At 62.7% G+C, this 19178-nt stretch carries 19 protein-coding genes and 1 tRNA gene; 10 read left to right on the forward strand and 10 right to left on the reverse strand.

Translation table 11 applies throughout. The annotated features are described in order from the left end of the window. Positions 1 to 74: 74 nt before the first annotated feature. The 3 genes from GRI65_RS03600 (at position 75) to GRI65_RS03610 (ending at position 3633) form a co-directional block, all read left to right on the forward strand. The gene (locus GRI65_RS03600; RefSeq protein WP_332872589.1) at positions 75 to 2201 is read left to right on the forward strand and encodes a ComEC/Rec2 family competence protein; all 2127 of its coding nucleotides are present in this window, start codon (positions 75 to 77) and stop codon (positions 2199 to 2201) included. Positions 2202 to 2404: 203 nt separating this feature from the next. Next, the gene (locus GRI65_RS03605; protein ID WP_160755135.1) at positions 2405 to 3343 is read left to right on the forward strand and encodes a hypothetical protein; all 939 of its coding nucleotides are present in this window, start codon (positions 2405 to 2407) and stop codon (positions 3341 to 3343) included. 89 nt (positions 3344 to 3432) lie between these two features. Then, positions 3433 to 3633: a hypothetical protein gene (locus GRI65_RS03610; protein WP_160755136.1), complete on the forward strand. Its 201-nt coding sequence runs from the start codon at positions 3433 to 3435 to the stop codon at positions 3631 to 3633. 58 nt (positions 3634 to 3691) lie between these two features. Here the strand turns inward: GRI65_RS03610 and lexA are convergent, their stop codons facing one another. The 9 genes from lexA to GRI65_RS03655 all read right to left on the reverse strand — a co-directional run bounded on the left by lexA (position 3692) and on the right by GRI65_RS03655 (position 12877). Beyond that, positions 3692 to 4393 carry a transcriptional repressor LexA gene (gene lexA, locus GRI65_RS03615; RefSeq protein WP_160755137.1) on the reverse strand — a complete coding sequence of 234 codons (702 nt, stop codon included), beginning with the start codon at positions 4391 to 4393 and terminating at the stop codon, positions 3692 to 3694. A 99-nt stretch (positions 4394 to 4492) separates the two neighbouring features. Continuing rightward, the gene (locus tag GRI65_RS03620; protein WP_160755138.1) at positions 4493 to 5674 is read right to left on the reverse strand and encodes a molybdopterin molybdotransferase MoeA; all 1182 of its coding nucleotides are present in this window, start codon (positions 5672 to 5674) and stop codon (positions 4493 to 4495) included. Beyond that, positions 5671 to 6144: a cyclic pyranopterin monophosphate synthase MoaC gene (gene moaC / locus GRI65_RS03625; RefSeq protein WP_160755139.1), complete on the reverse strand. Its 474-nt coding sequence runs from the start codon at positions 6142 to 6144 to the stop codon at positions 5671 to 5673. Before moaC ends, GRI65_RS03620 begins: the two co-directional genes overlap by 4 nt. Position 6145: 1 nt before the next feature. After that, positions 6146 to 6931 (reverse strand): indole-3-glycerol phosphate synthase TrpC, encoded by a 786-nt coding sequence (gene trpC, locus GRI65_RS03630; protein WP_160755140.1) that lies wholly within the window; start codon positions 6929 to 6931, stop codon positions 6146 to 6148. Continuing rightward, a complete protein-coding gene (gene trpD, locus GRI65_RS03635) occupies positions 6928 to 7920 on the reverse strand; it encodes an anthranilate phosphoribosyltransferase (RefSeq protein WP_160755141.1) in 993 nt (330 codons plus the stop codon). The genes trpC and trpD overlap by 4 nt, the downstream gene beginning before the upstream one ends. Further along, on the reverse strand, positions 7917 to 8516 hold the full coding sequence (locus tag GRI65_RS03640) for an anthranilate synthase component II (protein WP_160755142.1): 600 nt from the start codon (positions 8514 to 8516) through the stop codon (positions 7917 to 7919). Before GRI65_RS03640 ends, trpD begins: the two co-directional genes overlap by 4 nt. Continuing rightward, a complete protein-coding gene (locus tag GRI65_RS03645; RefSeq protein WP_232843902.1) occupies positions 8513 to 9367 on the reverse strand; it encodes a phosphodiester glycosidase family protein in 855 nt (284 codons plus the stop codon). Before GRI65_RS03645 ends, GRI65_RS03640 begins: the two co-directional genes overlap by 4 nt. After that, positions 9364 to 10887, reverse strand: coding sequence for an anthranilate synthase component I (gene trpE / locus GRI65_RS03650; RefSeq protein WP_160755143.1), 1524 nt, complete (start codon positions 10885 to 10887; stop codon positions 9364 to 9366). The genes GRI65_RS03645 and trpE overlap by 4 nt, the downstream gene beginning before the upstream one ends. 55 nt (positions 10888 to 10942) lie before the next feature. Further along, positions 10943 to 12877 (reverse strand): peptidylprolyl isomerase, encoded by a 1935-nt coding sequence (locus tag GRI65_RS03655; protein ID WP_160755144.1) that lies wholly within the window; start codon positions 12875 to 12877, stop codon positions 10943 to 10945. A gap of 241 nt (positions 12878 to 13118) precedes the next feature. Here GRI65_RS03655 and tpiA point away from each other — a divergent pair, with 241 nt between their 5' ends. From tpiA to GRI65_RS03670, 3 genes are all read left to right on the forward strand, one after another. Further along, positions 13119 to 13880, forward strand: coding sequence for a triose-phosphate isomerase (gene tpiA, locus GRI65_RS03660; RefSeq protein WP_160755145.1), 762 nt, complete (start codon positions 13119 to 13121; stop codon positions 13878 to 13880). A gap of 106 nt (positions 13881 to 13986) precedes the next feature. Then, complete coding sequence (gene secG, locus GRI65_RS03665; RefSeq protein ID WP_160755146.1) at positions 13987 to 14403, forward strand: preprotein translocase subunit SecG; 417 nt, start codon at positions 13987 to 13989, stop codon at positions 14401 to 14403. A 92-nt stretch (positions 14404 to 14495) separates the two neighbouring features. After that, on the forward strand, positions 14496 to 16130 hold the full coding sequence (locus GRI65_RS03670) for a CTP synthase (protein ID WP_160755147.1): 1635 nt from the start codon (positions 14496 to 14498) through the stop codon (positions 16128 to 16130). 417 nt (positions 16131 to 16547) lie between these two features. On the opposite strand, the gene GRI65_RS03675 is transcribed toward GRI65_RS03670, so the two are convergent. Then, positions 16548 to 17048 (reverse strand): Hsp20 family protein, encoded by a 501-nt coding sequence (locus GRI65_RS03675; protein WP_160755148.1) that lies wholly within the window; start codon positions 17046 to 17048, stop codon positions 16548 to 16550. 175 nt (positions 17049 to 17223) lie between these two features. Between GRI65_RS03675 and grxC the strand changes: the two genes are divergently transcribed. From grxC to GRI65_RS03695, 4 genes are all read left to right on the forward strand, one after another. Further along, the gene (gene grxC, locus GRI65_RS03680; protein ID WP_160755149.1) at positions 17224 to 17484 is read left to right on the forward strand and encodes a glutaredoxin 3; all 261 of its coding nucleotides are present in this window, start codon (positions 17224 to 17226) and stop codon (positions 17482 to 17484) included. A gap of 13 nt (positions 17485 to 17497) precedes the next feature. Then, positions 17498 to 18322: a carbon-nitrogen hydrolase family protein gene (locus GRI65_RS03685; protein WP_160755150.1), complete on the forward strand. Its 825-nt coding sequence runs from the start codon at positions 17498 to 17500 to the stop codon at positions 18320 to 18322. Beyond that, on the forward strand, positions 18319 to 18789 hold the full coding sequence (locus GRI65_RS03690; RefSeq protein WP_160755151.1) for a DUF1178 family protein: 471 nt from the start codon (positions 18319 to 18321) through the stop codon (positions 18787 to 18789). Before GRI65_RS03685 ends, GRI65_RS03690 begins: the two co-directional genes overlap by 4 nt. A gap of 40 nt (positions 18790 to 18829) precedes the next feature. Then, positions 18830 to 18906: transfer RNA gene (locus GRI65_RS03695), tRNA-Arg, on the forward strand. The last annotated feature ends 272 nt before the right edge of the window (positions 18907 to 19178 follow it).

The following is a 19178-nucleotide window of genomic DNA, read 5'->3' on the forward strand; positions in this document are numbered from 1 at the left end:
CTGAGATACCCATGGGGGGCGGGCCGCCAGTCGATGATGTTGCAGTGCAGCGCACTTGGCGTAGCCGGGCCGACTTGTCCAGTATTAGCGGCATTTTCGACCGATTTCTGGGTACCGCCGGGTTCGACCGCGGACCATGGCTGACGGTGTTTTTCGCCGCGGGGATCGGATCATGGTTTGTCCTCGGCCACCCGTGGCAATGGAGCGCGGCGATCGGCGCGGCCATACTCGCCGTGATTGCCGCTACGGCACTATGGCGCGGGCGGGACGACCGCGCCGAACTACGCTTGGCGGTGACTGCGGCTGCGCTGGTTTTTGCCGCCGGCCTTGCGGTCGTCTGGGCGCGTTCGGAACTGGTCGGCGCGGAACCGATGGACCGCCCGCAGGTCATACGCATCGAAGCGCGGGTGCTGGGGCGTGAGGAACAGCCGGCGCAGGAACGGGTGCGGCTGATACTCGCCATGCGCGATGCCGGAACCGGGACTGCCCAGAAAATCCGCGTGAACGTCCCGCAGACGGGGGACGGCAACCTGATCGGTCCGGAAATCGGCGAGGGGGCAGTGATCCGCCTGCGCGTCCGCCTGATGCCGCCGGCTCCGCCGATGTTGCCCGGCGGGTATAATTTCGCCCGCAGCGCATGGTTCCAGGGCTACGCCGCGACCGGATCCGCGATGGGCGACATCGAGGTGATCGAGCCCGCATTGACCGGCGGCAGCATAGCCAAGTTGCAGCGCCGGTTGGCAAGCCATGTCCGTGCGCAACTGGGCGGGTCGCCGGGGTCGATCGCGGCGGCCTTCGCCAGCGGGGACCGGGGCGGGATCTCCGAAGCGGACGAGGAGGCCATGCGCGATTCCGGCCTCACTCACCTGCTGTCGATCAGCGGCTTGCACGTCAGTGCGGTCATCGCCGCGGCGTACCTGCTGGCAATCCGGCTTCTGGCCCTGTGGCCGTGGCTGACCCTGCGGGTGCGCCTGCCGGTTCTGGCCGCCGGGATCGGGGCGCTGGCGGGCGTCGGTTATACGTTGCTGACCGGGTCCGAGGTCCCAACCGTGCGCAGCTGTGTCGGCGCGGTGCTGGTGCTGATTGCGCTGGCGCTCGGGCGCGAGCCACTGTCGCTGAGGATGGTTGCGACCGCAGCGCTGTTCGTACTGCTGCTGTGGCCGGAATCGCTGATCGGGCCGAGCTTCCAGATGAGCTTCGCCGCCGTGCTGGCGATCGTCGCGCTGCACAATTGTGCGCCGGTGCGCGGCTTTCTCGCCCCGAGGGAGGAAAGCTGGCTGTCCCGCATGGGCCGCCGCACTATTATGCTGCTGGTGACCGGCATGGTGATCGAGATTGCCCTGATGCCGATCGTGATGTTCCATTTCCACCGGGCGGGCGTTTACGGCGCCTTTGCCAATGTCATCGCGATCCCGCTGGTCCCGTTTCTGTCCATGCCGCTGATCGCGCTCGCGCTGGCCATGGACAGCGTGGGGCTTGGCGCCCCCGCATGGTGGCTGGCGGGCAAATCGCTCGAGATGCTGCTGGCGATAGCGCACTGGACCGCCGACCGGCCCGGCGCGGTCAAGTTGCTTCCGGAAATGGGCGGCGCGCTGTTCGCCCTGTTCCTGACAGGCGGCCTGTGGCTCGCGCTGTGGACTGGCAAGGTCCGTTTGCTGGGATTGGCGCCCGCCGCGGTGGCCGCGGTTCTGATGGCGCTGAAGCCGGCACCCGATCTGCTCATTTCGGGCGATGGGCGTCACGTCGGGATCGCGGGGGAGGGCAACGCGCTGCTCGTTCTGCGTGACAGCCGAAGCAGCTTTGCAAGCGATAATTTGCTGGAAATGGCCGGAATGGGCGGCGCTCCCGTACCGCTGACCGAATGGCCGGGCGCGGAGTGCAGCCGGGAATTCTGTGTGGTGACGCTGTCCCGCGGCGGGCGCCTGTGGCACGTGCTGATGGCCCGGGGCCGCGACATGGTCGATGAACGCGCCCTCGCGGCGGCGTGTGACCGGTCGGACATCGTGATTGCCGACCGGTATCTGCCGTCCAGTTGCCGCCCGCGCTGGCTCAAGGCCGACCGGAACCTGTTGAGCCAAACCGGCGGGCTGACGATTTACCTGGAAGATGAGCGGTTCGAAACCGTCGCGGAAAGCCAGGGCGAACATGGTTGGTGGCAGCCCGCACCGGAGCGTTCCGCGAGGTTTGGCCCAAAGACATGACGGGGGCGGGCCTCTCTGATTGTTGTCTGCTTATGCTGCAGCGGCAAAGTTCCCACCGCCCGCTTGTATGGCGGTCAGATCGGCCACCGTCTTTTGAATAAAAAATTGCATGGTTTCTGCGCGATTTCCGAACTGAGCCGCCGCACCGATACCTCGGTCTTAATTATGTTGTATTATCAGCCAGTTTTCGTAATTATTCTACGATGCTCTATTCCGCCACAAACCTGTCGCGCTTACCACTGGCTCTGGTGGCCTATGCGGCGCTCGCTATCGCTCCGGCAGCGCTGCAGGCGCAATCTTCCGTCCCAGAGCCCGCTTCCATATCCGAAAGCGCCGCAAACGATCCGATCATTATTTCAGGACTTCGTGAGGTGGAGCGCGAGATCAACAATTTCGCGACCGCGATCTCGACCAGCGAAGCCCAATCGCCGATGGCGCTTTACCGACCGGGTGACTACTGCCCGCGCGTAGTTGGCCTCGGTCCAGCGCGTGACGCAGCGATCGCACGCCGGATGATGGAAGTTGCTCGCGCGGCGGGAGTCGAACCGGCCGATGGTGATTGCGCCACGAGCGCGCTGGTGCTTTTCGCCGCGGACCCGAATGCGATGCTCGCGCAGTTCCGACGGATGCATCCCGAATATTTCTCCGAGATCAATGGCGAAACCATCATCCACCAAGGTCGGGACGGGCCAGCGAGATCATGGAAGTTGCTCGCCCGGGTCGACCGCGGTGGCGTTCCAGTCGATGTTGGCGTTGACGATGGTGTTCAGTACATCACGGCGTATTACGCAATGTCGCGGCTCGAGGCATCAAGCCGCCCGGTGATTGCGATGTCGGTTCTGCTTATAGATACGCAGGCGATTGCCGGCCTCACCGTCCAGCAGCTGGCCGATTATGCGGTCATGCGCAGCCTGACCGAGGCGGAACCGCGCGAGATGGAGAGCAGCCGGGTCCCCACAGTCCTGCGGGTGGTCGAGGCAGCCGATAGCGATTTGATCCCGCTCTCATTAACCAACTGGGACCTGGCCTATATCAAGACCCGCTACGCGCTCAATGTGTGGAACTTGGGCAAGAGCCAGATGGCAGCTATCCGCACCAACATGCGCCGCGAACTCCTCGACACTGGAGATGTTGCTGAATAGCTGCTGATTGGCCGTGTCCGGAACCACAGACGTCATCTGTATCTGTAGATCCCGCTCAAGAGCCGACAGGTCCGATTAAGGGCAGCGCCATGCATTTCGCCGACGAAGAAGTCGCTCCCAGACAGATTCCTCGTACCCGAAAGCTGCCGGACATTCATGCGGGCCAATTGCCCAACGAATTGCGCGTATCCGGCAATGTAAGGAGCGTGCTCAGCGGCGGATTTATTGCCGTGTCCGGGATATCCGCTGTTGCTGAAACGGTGTCGCACGCCGCCATTCGTTCGGGGTGAAATCAAACTAGCCGGCCGTTACCGACGAATGCGGCCGACCAATTTATGCGTAGATAACTCAGTGGTAGCGCCGCAGCAGTCCCGCGAGCTTGCCTTGGACCTGAACCTGCGCCGGTTGGTAAATCTGCGGTTCGTGGCTGGGGTTTGCCGGATCGAGGCGGATCATGCCGTTTTCCCGGCGCAGATATTTCAGCGTCGCTTCCTCGTCATTGACGAGCGCGACCACGATTTCGCCGTCGCGGGCGACATTGGTACGTTTTACCAGCGCAAAATCGCCATCGAAAATGCCCGCGTCGACCATTGAGTCACCGGACACTTCCAGCGCATAATGCTCGCCCGGGCCGAGCAGCGCGGCGGGAACTGGCAGGCTGGTCTGGCCTTCCAGCGCCTCGATTGGGGCACCGGCGGCGATGCGACCGTGCAGGGGAACCTCTATCACGTCATTGGCCGGTTCATGTCGCGGCTTCGGTGACGCCTGCTGCAGCGAAACGACATTGTCCGGAAGCGAGGATGGGGACGCGGAGCGGACGCCGCCAGATGTGGCATTTTCCGGCTGCTTCAACACTTCGAGCGCCCGCGCCCGGTTGGGCAGGCGGCGGATGAAGCCGCGTTCCTCGAGCGCGGAAATCAGGCGGTGCACGCCCGATTTGCTCTTGAGGTCGAGCGCGTCCTTCATTTCTTCGAAAGAAGGGGAAATCCCCGTTTCTTCCAGCCGGTCCTGGATGAACCGGATAAGCTCGTGCTGTTTCGCAGTCAGCATGGCGAAAAACTCCTTCGTCCGCCTGAAATGTTCCGCTCTCCGAATTATGGTGAACGAATACAGAACAATTAGGCAACCAATTTCAGCAAGTCAAGCAATTCAGCCATTCTGTAGCAGATAGACCGGAACATCCGTTCCCGCTTTAACCTCACCGCTGTTTTCGGGCCGTTCGATCAGGGCGTTCGCCCGGGCAAGAGCGAGAAGCGCGCTGCTATCCTGTTCCTCGAGCGGGGTGACGGTCGAACCGGCGATACATCCGCGGAGGAATTCGCGGCGCGGGCCGGTCGCCGGAAGGTCCGTGCCCGTGTGGAAAAGATGTTGGCGGGGCAAGGGGGCGGCAGCGCCGGAAAGATGCCGCAACAGTGGTAACATAAACAGGAAGCCGGTCGCGAAACTCGACACCGGATTGCCCGGCAGGCCGAGAATAATCTGCGGCCCCTTCCGGGCCACGAGCAGCGGCTTGCCCGGTTTGATGGCCACCCGCCAGAAGTCGATTTGGGCTCCATACGCCTCTAGCGCGGGCCGGATCAGGTCATGATCGCCCACTGACGCCCCGCCGCTGGTTACGATCAGGTCGCTTTCACAGGCGGTTTCGAGCGCAACGCTAAGCGCATCGAGTCTGTCAGGGACAGGGCCTATGTATCGGGTTTCGCACGGAATGTTCGCTGCCAATGCCGCCAGCATCGCACCGTTGCTGGCAGGAATACGGTCTGGCGGGCACTGCGCGGGACTGGCGGCAAGTTCGTCACCGCAATCGATGAAGGTAACGCGCGGTTTGCGGCGGACGGGCACGGTGCCGGCGCCCGATGCGAGGATCAGCGCGACCTGACCCGCCCCGATCCAGTTGCCCTCGCCGAGCAGCGTTTCGCCGGAAGAGAAATCGAAACCCGCGCGGCGGATGTGCTGACCGTATGCGGGCAAATCTGACGTCAGCGTCAATTCGTTGTCTTGAGACAGGGCGTTTTCCTGGATCAACACGCGGTCACTTCCCTCGGGGAGCAGGGCTCCGGTCGAGATGCGGACAGCCTCGCCGCTGCGAACCGGGCCGGAAAATGGTGCGCCGCCCCGGCTCTCGCCGATTATCCGCCACGGACCCTGGCCAGATATCGCGTAACCGTCCATCGCTGACAAATCTGCGGGGGGCTGGCTACGGCCGGCAATCAGCGGGGTGGCAAGGTACCGTGCGAGGCTGGCCGCCACCGGCACGATTTCAATGTCGAGAGGTTCCGCCAACGCCAGCAGCCTCGCCTGGGCTTGTTCGAGCGGCAGCGGCGGGTTCATGCCGGGGCGCGCCAGTCGCCTGATTTCCCGCCGGTTTTGGACAGCAGGCGGATATCCGCGATGGTCATGGCCTTGTCGATCGCCTTGGCCATGTCGTAAATTGTCAGGAGCGCAACAGAAGTGGCTGTAAGTGCTTCCATTTCCACGCCCGTCTTGCCGTCCAGCGTTGCAGTGGCGGTTGCCCGCAGGCCGCCATCGTCGAACGCGAATTCGATGCTGACAGAATCCAGTGCTAGGGGGTGACAGAGAGGGATCAGTTCGCCGACTTTTTTCGCCGCCATGATCCCCGCGATCCGCGCTGCTGCCAGCACATCGCCTTTCGGAACTTCGCCGTCCCGTATCGCCGATAACGCCTCTGCGGACATGGCTATACGACCGGTAGCGACTGCCGTGCGACGGGTCACTGGCTTGCCGCCGACATCGACCATCCGGGCGTTGCCCTGTTCGTCGAGATGGGTCAGCTTGCTCATATCAGCCCTCCAGCAGTCTCCGCGTTGCCGCCGCGACGTCATCTTCGCGCATCAGGCTTTCGCCGACAAGGAAGGTGCGGACCCCGCTACGGGCTAGCCGCAGGCAGTCGGCATGGTCGGCGATGCCGCTTTCCCCCACCAGCAGAGTGCCTTCGGGGGCAAGGGGGACCAGCCGCTCGGTAACACCCAAATCGGTGACGAAGCGCTTCAAATCGCGGTTGTTGACCCCGATCAGGCGGGATTGAAGGCGCGCGGCGCGCTCCATTTCGGCTTCGTCATGGACTTCCACCAGTACATCCATCCCGTGTTCCATTGCAGCGGCTTCGATCTCCGCCATCTGGATGTCGTCAAGCGCCGCCACGATGATCAGGATCGCGTCCGCCCCGATGGCGCGCGCTTCCGCGACCTGCCAGATATCGACCATGAAATCCTTGCGCAGGACCGGCAAGGTGCACGCTGCCCGCGCCGCGACAAGATAATCCTCGTGACCTTGGAAATACGGTGCATCGGTAAGCACCGAGAGGCACGCCGCGCCGCCCTGTTCATAGGCCACCGCGTGGTCTGCCGGGCGAAAATCTTCGCGTATCAACCCTTTGGAGGGCGAAGCTTTCTTGATTTCCGCGATCAGTCCAAAGCCATCGGCGGACTTCGCGGCCAGAGCATTGCGAAAACCGCGCGGCGCGCTCTGCCCACGGGCGCGCTCTTCCAGTGCAGACAGTGACGTCGCCGCCTTGCGTACCGCAACTTCGCCGCGCTTGACGCCGCAGATTTCCTCGAGCTTGTTCATTGGGCCATCTCGATCCAGCGTTCGAGCAAAGTCTGCGCGGCGCCAGAATCCAGCGCCTCTGCCGCCATCGCGGCACCTTCGGCCCAATCGTTCGCCGCGTCCGCCACCATGAGCGCACCGGCGGCGTTGAACATCACCGCATCGCGGTAGGGGCCGGGAACGCCCTGCAGCAACGCCAACAGCGCCTTGGCGTTATGCGCCGCGTCGCCGCCGCGAATGGCCTGGACCGTGGCATGTTCCAACCCGGCCATAGGCGCGTCGACGCGCTTCATCTCGAAGCTGTCGCCGCGCACGTCGGCCACTTCGTTCCCGCCCGCGAGGCTTAGTTCATCGAGACCTTCGTCGCCCGACACGATCATCGTCCGTTCGGTGCCCAGCCGCGCCTTGGCAGCAGCGTAGATCGGCACATAGGCGGGCCGCGCGATCCCGATGAGCTGGCGCTTGACCCCGGCGGGGTTGGAGAGCGGCCCCATCAGGTTGAAAATCGTCCGGATGCCCAGTTTCTGGCGAATGGGCTGGATTCGGCCCATTGCCGGATGGTGGTTCTTGGCGAACAGGAAGCAGATGCCGATTTCGGCAAGGGTCCTTTCCGCCGTTCGCCCGACGGCTTCCATGTCCAGCCCGAGGGCTTCGAGCGTATCGGCTGCGCCGGATTTGGAGGAGGCAGCGCGGTTGCCGTGCTTGGCAACCGGCACCCCTGCCGCCGCAACCACCAAGCTGACCGCAGTGGACACGTTCAGCGTGTGATGCCCATCACCGCCGGTGCCGCATACGTCGATGGCGTTTTCCGGTGCGGCTATCGGGATAAGTCGGGCCCTTAGCGCGCGCGCGGCGCCGGCGATTTCCTCGGATGTTTCACTGCGTTCGGACAGCAGCACCAGGAACCGGGCAATTTCTTCTTCGCTGGTTTCGCCGTCGAGGATGGTACCGAAAACCTGCTCGGCTTCAGCTTCGGATAAGTGTTGGTCGGCGGACGGGAGGTCGGTCATGCGAGGGCCTTCGCTTCAAGGCCGCACAGCGCCATGAAATTCGCCAGCAGCGCGTGGCCGTGTTCGGTCGCGATGCTTTCTGGATGGAACTGGACACCGTGGATCGGTAGTTCCGTATGTCGAAAACCCATGATCGCGGTTCCGTCCAGTCCAGGGGTTTCACTGGTGGCGTTCACCTGAAGTGCGGCGGGAACATCTTCGACAATCAGCGAGTGATAACGGGTAGCGATGAAGGGCGAGGGCAGGCCAGCGAATACGCCGCAGCCGTCGTGGGTGACGGGGGAGGTCTTGCCGTGCATCAGGCCGCCGCGAACGACTTTGCCGCCGAAATGCTGGCCAATCGCCTGATGACCCAGGCACACGCCCAGCAACGGCATCCCTGCATCGGCGCACGCGGCGACGAGATCTAGGCTGATGCCCGCTTCGTTCGGGGTGCAGGGACCGGGCGAGATGAGAATGCCGCGCGCGCCGGATTTCACTGCTTCGCTCGCAGACAAGGCGTCGTTGCGCTCCACCCGCACATCCGCGCCCAGTTCCATCAGATAATGGACCAGGTTGAAGGTGAAGCTGTCGTAATTGTCGATCACCAGAATCATGACGGCGCTTTCTGCCTGTTTTCCACCACGATCAAGGGACCGATGGGAACGCTGGTGTCCATCCGGCCTGTCGCCGGATCCCACAGCGACGACACATTGCCGTCGAGATAGAGCGCGTTCGGCGTCTTGAGCACATCGCGATAGAACCGGGCCAGCTTGCCGAAGGACAGCGGTCCTTCCGAAATCACGAAATGTGCGCGGCCATCCGGGCCCACCCCGACACCGTTGCGGATCATGCGGGACGGGCCGTCCTCGGTGATTTCCGGATGCAGTTTGCCGGCAATCACCAGCATCGGCCCGGACTGGGTACCGAATTGCGGACGGTCGCCGACCTGCGCATAGAAATCGTCGGCGGTGCGGATCTGCCACTTGCCGCCGCTGCCGTAGAACACACCGTTGGGCTTTAGGTGGAAATTTCCCGGCCCATCGGCGCGGCTGAGTTCCTTCAGGCGCTCGGAATTTTCGACATAATAACCGATCGGCTTGCCTTCACCGTCATACATCCCGCCGTTCATCGCAAAGGCCACCGGCGCCGCATCGGCTGATCGAGCCGCCGCCAACGCCGCAAAGCTCCGGTAGGGAGCGCCGCCAGCCGGCGCCAGGTCCATCGACACCATGTGCGTCGCGGGATCGGCGATACAATGCGTCAGCGGTACGTCTTCGAATGTAACGCTGGTGCAAGCGGAAGCGATCGCCGGTTCGGTCGGTTCCGCAATGGGGACGGCGACTACATCCGCCTTTCCGCTGCCGATCTCGGTTCGCATGACCGGCTGGCCTTCGGGTTCCGGGCCGCAGCCCGCGAGCAGGACGGGCAAAATCGCAGCCCGTGACAATATTGCCGCGAGCTTCATTGGCCGAAGCCCGGCTCGGCAGCGATGCGACCGGCTTCGCGCGCGGCGGCGATCAGCGCACCGGCCTTGGCCTCGCATTCGCGCTGTTCGTAAAGTGGATCGCTGTCGGCGACGATACCGGCGCCCGCCTGAACATGCATGATCCCGTCCTTCACCACCGCGGTACGCAGGACGATGCAGCTGTCGACCGACCCGTCCGGTGCGAAATAGCCGACGCCGCCAGCATAGGCTCCGCGTGTTTCGGGTTCCAGTTCGGCAATGACTTCGCAGGCGCGGATTTTCGGCGCGCCGCTGACGGTTCCGGCAGGAAAACCGGCAAACATGGCGTCGAGTGCGTCATGCGCGGGATCGAGCTGGCCGACGACGTTGCTGACGATGTGCATCACGTGGCTGTAGCGTTCGACGGTGTAGCTGGCGGTCACCTCGACCGTGCCGCGCTGCGCCACCCGGCCGACATCGTTGCGGCCAAGGTCGAGAAGCATCAGGTGCTCAGCGCGTTCCTTCGGATCGGCGAGCAGGCTGGCTTCTGCCGCATCGTCTTCCGCCGCATTGGCTCCGCGCGGGCGGGTCCCGGCGATCGGGCGGATCGTCACCTCCCCATCGCGGACACGAACCAGGATTTCCGGGCTGGACCCGACAACCGCAAAGCCCGGCAGGTCGAGGAAGTAGAGGAATGGCGAGGGATTGACCCGGCGAAGCGCACGGTAGAGCGCCAGCGGAGGCAGCGGGAACGGGCAGGTAAACCGCTGCGCCAACACCACCTGGAAGATGTCGCCCGCCTCGATATAATCTTTCGCCCGCAGGACCATTTCGCGGTACTGGCCGTCCGCCATCACCGGCGACAGCGCCAGGTCCGGCAGGTCGGCTGTTGGCGCGGAAACCGGAGCGGCCCGGGACAGCCTGCGCAGCGCCTCGTCGATGCGTTCACCGCCAGCTTCCACGGACTTCGCCGGATCGAAATCGCTGGCCCACAGCGGGGCGATCGCGAACAATTCCTGCGTCAGCCCGTCGAACACCAGGATCAAGGTCGGGCGCACGAACAGCATGTCGGGCAGGTCGAGCGGATTGTCCGGCGCGCGGGGGAGTTTTTCGACCAGACCGATGGTTTCGTAGCCGAAATACCCCACGAGGCAGGCCAAGGCAGGGGGCAGGCCCGCAGGCACGTCGATGCGGCATTCCGCCACCAGCGAGCGAAGTGCCTCGATTGCGCCATCCGCCGACGGTTCGAAAAGTTCACGATCCGTCTGCCATGTGCGGTTGATTTCAGCGGCATTGCCCGATGCGCGAAACACCAGGTCCGGGTCGAGGCCGAGCAGGCTGTAGCGCCCGCGCACCTCGCCTCCTTCGACGGATTCGAGCAGGAAGTCGCCGCGCCCGGCTTCGATCAGCTTGAGCGCCGCGCCGACCGGCGTTTCGGTGTCCGCGACAACCTTGCGCCAGACCAGCGCCGGTTGCCCCGCCGAGAGCGAGGCAATGGCATCGTCCGAGTTTTCGGGCAAATGTCCGGCGGCCGCGATCATCCCGGGTTTCCTGTCTGAGTATGGCCTGTTGAAATTCCGGCCAAACGGATATTGTTCAATTTTCGCCGGACAGCTGCTTGCGGACCGCATCGATCGCGGCCGCGTTGCGTTCGACACCAAGTTCCTCGCGCATCGCGACACGCAGCTGGTCAGCATATTCGCGCGCGATCAGCTGGCCCAATTCCTGCTTCGTCTGCTGGAATTCGGGATCATCCTTGGCGATTGTGCCCGGTTCGATATCGTCGAGATCGACCACGAACCAGCCAGCGTTCTGCGGCCCTTCCAGTTTCTTCGACGTGCCTTCCGCCATGCTGAACAGCAATGCGAGCGGTGCGGGCACCTGCCGGCCGCGGGCCGACAGTTCCTCACGCGACATCGCGATGGCATCGACCGGAGGCAGTTGCCGCTCTTCCTGGCTCATCGCCTGTGCCAGCGTCGCTCCGCCGGCCAGCCTTTTCAGGACCCGATCGGCAGCGGCTTTGGCCGCCTTGGAACCTTCTGCCTGCCGCCATGCCTGGACTACGGCGTCGCGGATTTCGCTTAATGGAGCGGCCGCGGAAGGCGTTATATTGCTGACTTCGAACATCAGGAATGTCTCGCCCCGCTCGACTTCGGCAAGCTGTGGTTCGCCTTCTTCCATGGCGAACGCGGTCTTGAGTGCGGGGGCGAGGACTGGCGGGGCGCCTTCATTTTCGCTGCCATAAACCTGGCCGGTACCAAGCAATGGCTTGGTGGTCTGCACCTCCAGTTCAAGTTCGCGGGCCACTTCGGCAAGCGCTTCGCCGCTTTCGAGGCGTTCTTCGATGTCGGCGGTCAGATCGGACAGGGCGAGGCGGCGCTTCTCGGCGCGCAGGGTCTCGGTGATTTCAGGTGTTGCCTGCGCCAGGCCTCGGCCAGCAGTCCGTTCGACATTGTCGACCCGGATGACATGCCAGCCAAGGCCGCTGCGGGCGGGGGCGGCAAGTGTGCCCTGGCCCGCAGCGAAGGCGGCTTCGGCGACGGCGGAGGAGGTCTGCGCGGCCATCGCCGGACGGGCGAGCGGGCCAAGCTTGGCTACCGCCAAACCAGCTTCGCTGGCTGCAGTTTCCAGCGAACCGCCGCCCTGGACACGGGCCCGGATCGCGTTCGCGGCCTGCTGGGTCGGCACGATCAACTGACTGAAGCTACGCGCTTCGCTCGCGGCGTAATTCTGGCGGTCGCGTTCGTAGCGAGCCGCGATCTCGGCCTGTGTCGGCTCGGCAGCTTCGCCGATCGCACTCACGTCAAAGGTGGCGTAACGAAGCACGCGCCGTTCGGGACGGATATAATCACCGCGATTGGCCGTATAGAAAGCCTGCAGTTGGTTGTTGGTCGGTCCGGCTTCGGGAGCGAAAGCGAGGCTGGGGATCAGCCCGATCGAACCTTGACGGTTTTCCTTGAGCAGCACGGCGTAGCGGCTGACCAGTTTGTCCGGCATGACGGCGCCGAACGATGCGGGGACAAGCACCTGCTTTGCGAGCAGGCTGCCGGCGAGATCGTTGCGCACCAGCGAATCGGTCAGTCCCTGGGTAGACAGCGCCTGGCGGTAGGCCTGTTCGTCGAAATTACCGTCTGCGCCGCGGAACGCCGGGATCGCGATGATTTCGCTGTTGACCAGATTATCGCCCGCACGCAGCCCGTATTTCCGGGCGAAGCCTGCAATCGCGGAGCGGTCGATCAGCTGATCGAGCACTTCCTCGAGGCCACCCTGCTGCAGGAATGCCGGCATCGAAATGAGCGGGTTCTGTTGCCGGGCCGAATCAAGCGCCGAAGTTGCCGACGTGCTGAGCTCGCTCGAATCGATCTTCTCACCGCCGACCACCGCCACTCGGTTACCGCCGGCAACGCCGCCGAACGTCCCGCTGCTGGACACGTCCATCGCGGCAAAGGCGAAGGCAATCAGGGCAAGGAAGGCAAGCGCGACCGCGATCCCGATTTTGGACGAAAGAAATTTACGGAAGACACTGATCATGGTGCTGGGCGAATCCAATTATGGGCTTTGCGCAGCGCGCCGCCCGGTGCAGGTGGTGATTTCTCGGCCCGCCTTATCCGTCCTGCGGTGTTGTCGCAACAGGGCGGCAAGTGTTTTGACCTGAAGGCAACTTCGCACTAGGCGGACGGTCCCGGTGGCACCATATGGCGCCTGAACCGGTTGGAAAACTTCTCAGACTTGCCTTCAATCACTCCCCCAGATCAGTTTTCAGGAAATCAATATGGCCGAGCGGCCCTATATCGTCGGTAATTGGAAAATGAACGGTACGCGTTCGATGCTGTCCGAAGCGCGCGCCATCGACCGCGCATCGCAGCGCCTGATGAAGGTCGAGGTCGCGTTGGCGCCGCCTTTCACCTTGCTCCATGCCGTGCACAAGGAAGTCCAGCAGATCGGGGTCGGGGCGCAGGATTGTCATCCTGGTGAAGACGGTGCGTTCACCGGTGACGTGTCCGCATCGATGGTGCTGGATGCCGGCGCGAAATTCGTGATCCTCGGCCATAGTGAGCGCCGCCAGGCCCACGGCGAAGACGACGCTCTGGTGAAAGCAAAGGCCACGGCTGCGCTGAATGCCGGCCTCAGGATCATCCTGTGCTGCGGCGAATCGGAAGAAATCCGCGATGCCGGCGAAGCGGAACAATTCGTCATCGACCAGCTCAAGGCTTCCATGCCCAAGATATCCGGTAACGTCGGCGAAGTGCTCACGGTCGCCTACGAACCGATCTGGGCAATCGGCACCGGGCGGACGCCAACGGCCGACGACATCGGATCGATGCACCGGGCAATCCGTGCGCTGCTGGTCGAGCTTTATGGCGAAGAAACCAGCGCTGCGGTGCGCATCCTGTATGGTGGATCGGTCAATCCGGGCAACGCTACCGAGTTGCTTGGTGCCGACGAAGTCGGCGGCGCGCTGGTTGGCGGCGCCAGCCTGACTGCGGAAAGTTTCCTCGGCATCGTGCTGGCCGCGGCGGATTTGCCCGACTGACGCCTGACTGACATAAACTGCAGGACCGCGACAGGGTCAGCACGGCTTGCCCTTGTGGACGCTGGGCACTACATGGCCAATCAAGCAATCTAGAGAAGCAATTTTCATGTCCCTATTTCTATTCCTCACCGTCCTTCAGGCCATAGTCGCCGCCGCATTGGTCGGCGTCATCCTGATGCAGCGCTCCGAAGGCGGCGGCCTCGGCATTGGCGGCGGCGGAAGCCCCGGCGGCCTGATGAGCGCGCGCGGTGCAGCGGATTTTCTCACCCGCGCCACGAAATGGCTCGCGATCACCTTCGTGGTCCTGTCGATCGTGATGGCCGCGGTTGCAGTGAAGACCACCACGGGTAGCGGCATCACCTCGACCCTCGACCGGACGGTGCCGGTCCAGCCCGATCCGCTTGCCGGACAGGCTGGCGCACAGCCGGGCGCGGCGACCGGCACTGCAACTGGTCCGGGCGAAACCGCTCCCGGTCAGCCCGAACCGGCACCCGCCGATCCGCTCGCAGACGTTACCCAGTAACGCGCGATTTCGTTCATAGCTGTGGATTGCGGCAATTCGCCGCTGCAATTCGCTTGCCCCGACTCCATTTGGAACCTTAAGGCCCAAATCCCATGGCGCGGTTCATTTTTATTACCGGCGGCGTGGTTTCCTCGCTCGGCAAAGGTCTGATGGCAGCAAGCCTCGCGGCGTTGCTGCAGGCGCGTGGCTACAAAGTCCGTATTCGCAAGTTCGACCCTTATCTCAATGTCGATCCGGGCACTATGAGCCCGTATCAGCATGGCGAAGTCTATGTGACGGATGACGGGGCCGAAACCGATCTCGACCTGGGCCATTACGAGCGGTTCACCGGCGTATCGGCGCGGCAATCGGACAATGTGACCAGCGGCTGGATTTACCAGAAGATCATCGCCCGCGAACGCCGCGGCGATTATCTCGGCGCAACCGTGCAGGTGATTCCCCATGTCACCGACGCCATCAAGCAGTTTGCCCTCGCTGAAACCGAAGACCTCGATTTCGTGCTCTGCGAAATCGGCGGGACCGTGGGCGACATCGAATCGCTGCCGTTTATGGAAGCGATCCGGCAACTGCGGAACGAGTTGGAGCCGCTGCAGACACTGAGCGTCCATGTCACGCTGGTGCCCTACATCGCGGCGGCAGGCGAGTTGAAGACCAAGCCGACGCAGCATTCGGTGCGCGAACTGGCCGGTCTCGGGATCAAGCCGGACATCCTGCTGTGCCGCAGCGAGCATTTCATTCCGCAGACCGAACGCAACAAGATTGCTCAGTTCTGCAACGTTCGCCCCGAAGCGGTCATTCCCGCGCTCGACGCGCCGTCGATTTACTCGGTACCGCTGCAATATCACGAGGAAGGCCTCGATACGCAGGTCCTGCGCAGTTTCGGGATCACCGATGCGCCGGACCCGGACCTCGCGCGCTGGCTCGATGTGACCGACCGGTATTTCCATCCCGAAGGCGAGGTGACGATCGGCGTGGTCGGCAAGTATGTCGGTCTGCAGGACGCCTACAAATCCCTCAACGAAGCGCTGATCCACGGCGGGCTGGCCAATCGGGTCAAGGTCAACATCCGCTGGATCGACGCCGAAATTTTCGAGCAGGCCGACGGCGACATTACCGCACAGCTTGAACCGCTTCACGCGATCCTGGTGCCAGGGGGCTTCGGCGAACGCGGATCGGAGGGCAAGATCGCCAGTGTCCGCTTCGCCCGGGAACGCAATGTGCCGTTCTTCGGGATCTGCCTGGGTATGCAGATGGCCTGCATCGAAGGCGCGCGGGCCGTAGGGCACAGCGCCGCTTCCTCCACCGAATTCGGCATCACCGACGAACCGGTGGTCGGAATCATCACCGAATGGATGAGCAAGGAAGGCTTGCAGCAACGCGAAGCAGGCGGTGACCTTGGCGGCACGATGCGGCTGGGCGCTTATCCCGCGAAACTGGCGGGCAACAGCCATGTCAGCGCTATCTACGGCGGCGCGACCGAGATTTCCGAACGCCATCGCCACCGCTACGAAGTGAACGTCGCGTACCGCGAGGCCCTGGAATCCGACGGCCTGGTGTTTTCCGGCATGTCCCCGGACGGATTGTTGCCCGAAATTGTCGAGCGGCCCGATCATCCATGGTTCGTTGGTGTCCAGTTCCACCCGGAACTAAAGTCGCGCCCGTTTGATCCGCATCCGCTGTTCAGCGGTTTCATCGCTGCAGCGGTACACCAGTCACGCCTTGTCTAAAGCGTAGCAGTGCGCCCGGTTGGGCGCAGACAATCTGTTGAACGACTGCGCATTTTTCAGTCAAACCGGCTAATCTAGCTGGACGAAACCTTCACAGGTTAACCATAGCTATTTCTGTTCTTTCTTTTTTCATTATTTTGCCGCATTATACTTTCAGCAAGTAATTCCCTTGGGGGCGCGGTTGAATTGCTTGAGCGGGATAATTTTCAGCTTGTCCCGGGCTTCATCGTCTTCTGCGACCCGGACGATGAGACCCGGACATGGCAGCACTCCGGTGCTGCGGGGGCGTTTCCTTGTGATTCGCCCCCACTTGATTCCTGCGGACGCATGTCGGCAAATCCACGCCACGTGGCTTTACAAAGTAAAACGGCCCGCTCCCTAAGGAGCGAGCCGTAACACCCGAATAAAAAACGTTATTCAGGCTGCGTTGGCATCGCCTTGCGCAATCGCGCCATGACTTTCGTCATCGGTCTTGACGATTTCGAGATTGGTGTGACCGTTAACCGCTATCTTCTTGGGTTTCATCGCTTCGGGCACTTCGCGTACCAGGTCGATGTTGAGCAAGCCGTCTTCCAGGCGGGCATTTTCCACCCGCACGAAATCGGCCAGTTCAAACCGGCGCTCGAAGCCGCGATTGGCTATCCCGAGATGAAGCATTTCGCCATCGACTTCGCTTTCGTCGTGCTTCTTGCCTTGGACGACCAGCAGGTTCTGCTGCGCGGTTATGTCGATATCGGCGGGCTTGAAGCCGGCCACGGCGAGCGTGATGCGGTAATTGTCTTCGCCCTGCTTCTGAATGTTGAAGGGCGGGTAATTGTCACCGCCGCCGCTGTTGCGGGCTTGGCTCTCCAGCAGGTCGAACAAACGGTCGAAGCCTACGGTTGAACGGCGGTAGGGGGTAAAATCAAGACGTGACATCGTTACAAATTCTCCATTGAGCAATTTGACTGGACACAGCCCGCTTATGCGGCACCATGTCGGCGAAACCCCGTACCCATTGCGGCGCACGAGGCGTGACACTAAAATAGGAACCGACCCGGGCCTTGCAAGATTTCCTCCATAGAAAATCTGCGTGCCCAAAAAAGGAAACCGAATGACTCCCCCCAAAATCGATATCTATACCAAATTCGGCTGCGGATACTGTTTCCGCGCCAAGCAGTTACTCGACCGCAAGGGCGCCGAGTACAACGAACACGATGTGACCCTCGGCGGCCCGAAGAAAGACGAGATGCTGTCCCGCGCGCCGGATGCACGGACTGTACCGCAAATTTTCATAGGCGATACGTACGTTGGCGGATCGGACGAACTGACCGCGCTCGACCTTAGCGGCAAGCTTGACGAATTGCTGGGATAGACAGGTTCAAGAGATGCCGCGCGCCGCAATTTTGCAGATGACTACCGGGATCGATCCCGCACGAAATGCTGCGGCAATTGTTGCCGCTGTGGCCGCAGCAAAGTCGGGCGGGGCGGAGATATTGTTCACTCCCGAAATGTCCGGATTGCTCGACCGGAACCGCGTGCGCGCCGGTCCGAAGATCGTCGCCGAAGCGGAAAACCCGGTGCTTGCCGCTGTGCGCGATGCGGCCCGCGAAAATGGACTGTGGGTTGCGCTCGGTTCGCTCGCCGTTGCTGGCGAGGGCGGGGCCTGGGCCAACCGTTCGCTGGTGATCGACGACGATGGCCATATCGCCGCGCGCTACGACAAGATGCACATGTTCGATGTTGATCTCGACAGCGGTGAAAGTTGGCGGGAATCGAATGCGTTCAAGGCCGGAGACGCGGTGGTGACCACGGAAACCCCGGTCGGCCGGCTTGGCCTGACCATCTGTTACGACCTGCGGTTTCCCGCGCTGTTCGATGCGCTGGGCAAGGCGGCGTGCGATATCATCGCCATCCCCGCTGCCTTCACCGTCCCCACCGGCCGGGCGCATTGGCATGTGCTGCAGCGCGCCCGGGCCATTGAAGCGAGCGCGTTCGTGGTTGCCGCCGCCCAGGTCGGTGAACACGAGGATGGGCGCCGGACGTACGGACACAGCCTGGTTGTCGATCCGTGGGGCGAAGTGCTGCTCGATATGGGCGAACAACCCGGGCTGGGCTTTGCCGAGATCGACCTGTCGCGCGTCTGTGAGGTGCGCAAACAGCTTCCGAGCCTTGCCAACCGGCGTGAAATGTCCAAGTCGCGTATTCAATGATCGTATTCGACCTTTGCTGCACAACCGGACACCGATTCGAAGGCTGGTTCGGCTCGACCGCCGACTTCGACACGCAGGGCGCGAACGGTATGCTGACGTGTCCCGAATGCGGTTCGCCGGATGTAACGAAAGCGCCGATGGCCCCCTCGGTGCCGGCCAAGGGCAATCGCCGAAGTGAGGCTGCTCCAAGCGCCAGCTCGCCGAGGCCGATGTCGAATGCCGAAATGGCTCCCGAGGTGGTAAAAGCGATGAAGGCGCTCGCGAAAGCGCAGGCCAAGGCGCTCAAGGACAGCACTTGGGTCGGGGATAAATTCGCCGAGAAATCGCGGGCGATGCATTACGGCGAGGCCGACAGCGCAACGATCCACGGACAGGCCACGATCAAGGAGGCCAAGGAACTGGCCGACGAAGGCATTTCTGTCGCGCCGCTGCCATTCCCGATCGCACCGCCGGAAGATGTGAACTGATTGCAAGCGCGCCGCGACCACTCTAAACGACGCTGCGAGTGCGCCCGTAGCTCAGCCGGATAGAGCACCAGATTCCTAATCTGGGGGCCACAGGTTCAAATCCTGTCGGGCGCACCATTTGTTCGAGCGAAGGCCGGAGTGCACTTCGAACATCTGCCCTGATTTTCAATCTTGATCAGCCTTCGGCTGCATGGGCAGGTTGGAACTGCCCAGGCGATACACAGCCAACTCTGCGTGTGGCAATCGGAACTTCTTCGGACGGACTCGGTTGAAAACAAAAGGAGAAAAATTATGGGCTGGCTTTGGAGCCTCGTAACGATCCTCGGACCGATACTACTGATTGTCGCAATTGTCTGGACTACGATACGGGTCCGCGGCGGCAGTCGATC

It is taken from the genome of Allopontixanthobacter sediminis (assembly GCF_009828115.1).
GTDB classification, from domain to species: Bacteria; Pseudomonadota; Alphaproteobacteria; order Sphingomonadales; family Sphingomonadaceae; genus Allopontixanthobacter; species Allopontixanthobacter sediminis.

What these genes read in the sequence shown, in the direction of transcription:
- lexA (WP_160755137.1), bottom strand. Translation starts at nt 4,393, where the DNA reads ATGCTGACTGCGAAACAGCACGAGCTTATCCGGTTCATCCAGGACCGG.
- trpE (WP_160755143.1), bottom strand. Translation starts at nt 10,887, where the DNA reads ATGATCGCGGCCGCCGGACATTTGCCCGAAAACTCGGACGATGCCATT.
- GRI65_RS03685 (WP_160755150.1), top strand. Translation starts at nt 17,498, where the DNA reads ATGCCGCGCGCCGCAATTTTGCAGATGACTACCGGGATCGATCCCGCA.
- GRI65_RS03620 (WP_160755138.1), bottom strand. Translation starts at nt 5,674, where the DNA reads ATGAACCCGCCGCTGCCGCTCGAACAAGCCCAGGCGAGGCTGCTGGCG.
- GRI65_RS03610 (WP_160755136.1), top strand. Translation starts at nt 3,433, where the DNA reads ATGCATTTCGCCGACGAAGAAGTCGCTCCCAGACAGATTCCTCGTACC.
- grxC (WP_160755149.1), top strand. Translation starts at nt 17,224, where the DNA reads ATGACTCCCCCCAAAATCGATATCTATACCAAATTCGGCTGCGGATAC.
- GRI65_RS03690 (WP_160755151.1), top strand. Translation starts at nt 18,319, where the DNA reads ATGATCGTATTCGACCTTTGCTGCACAACCGGACACCGATTCGAAGGC.
- GRI65_RS03675 (WP_160755148.1), bottom strand. Translation starts at nt 17,048, where the DNA reads ATGTCACGTCTTGATTTTACCCCCTACCGCCGTTCAACCGTAGGCTTC.
- moaC (WP_160755139.1), bottom strand. Translation starts at nt 6,144, where the DNA reads ATGAGCAAGCTGACCCATCTCGACGAACAGGGCAACGCCCGGATGGTC.
- GRI65_RS03640 (WP_160755142.1), bottom strand. Translation starts at nt 8,516, where the DNA reads ATGATTCTGGTGATCGACAATTACGACAGCTTCACCTTCAACCTGGTC.
- trpC (WP_160755140.1), bottom strand. Translation starts at nt 6,931, where the DNA reads ATGAACAAGCTCGAGGAAATCTGCGGCGTCAAGCGCGGCGAAGTTGCG.
- secG (WP_160755146.1), top strand. Translation starts at nt 13,987, where the DNA reads ATGTCCCTATTTCTATTCCTCACCGTCCTTCAGGCCATAGTCGCCGCC.
- GRI65_RS03655 (WP_160755144.1), bottom strand. Translation starts at nt 12,877, where the DNA reads ATGATCAGTGTCTTCCGTAAATTTCTTTCGTCCAAAATCGGGATCGCG.
- GRI65_RS03605 (WP_160755135.1), top strand. Translation starts at nt 2,405, where the DNA reads ATGCTCTATTCCGCCACAAACCTGTCGCGCTTACCACTGGCTCTGGTG.
- trpD (WP_160755141.1), bottom strand. Translation starts at nt 7,920, where the DNA reads ATGACCGACCTCCCGTCCGCCGACCAACACTTATCCGAAGCTGAAGCC.
- GRI65_RS03670 (WP_160755147.1), top strand. Translation starts at nt 14,496, where the DNA reads ATGGCGCGGTTCATTTTTATTACCGGCGGCGTGGTTTCCTCGCTCGGC.
- GRI65_RS03645 (WP_232843902.1), bottom strand. Translation starts at nt 9,367, where the DNA reads ATGAAGCTCGCGGCAATATTGTCACGGGCTGCGATTTTGCCCGTCCTG.
- tpiA (WP_160755145.1), top strand. Translation starts at nt 13,119, where the DNA reads ATGGCCGAGCGGCCCTATATCGTCGGTAATTGGAAAATGAACGGTACG.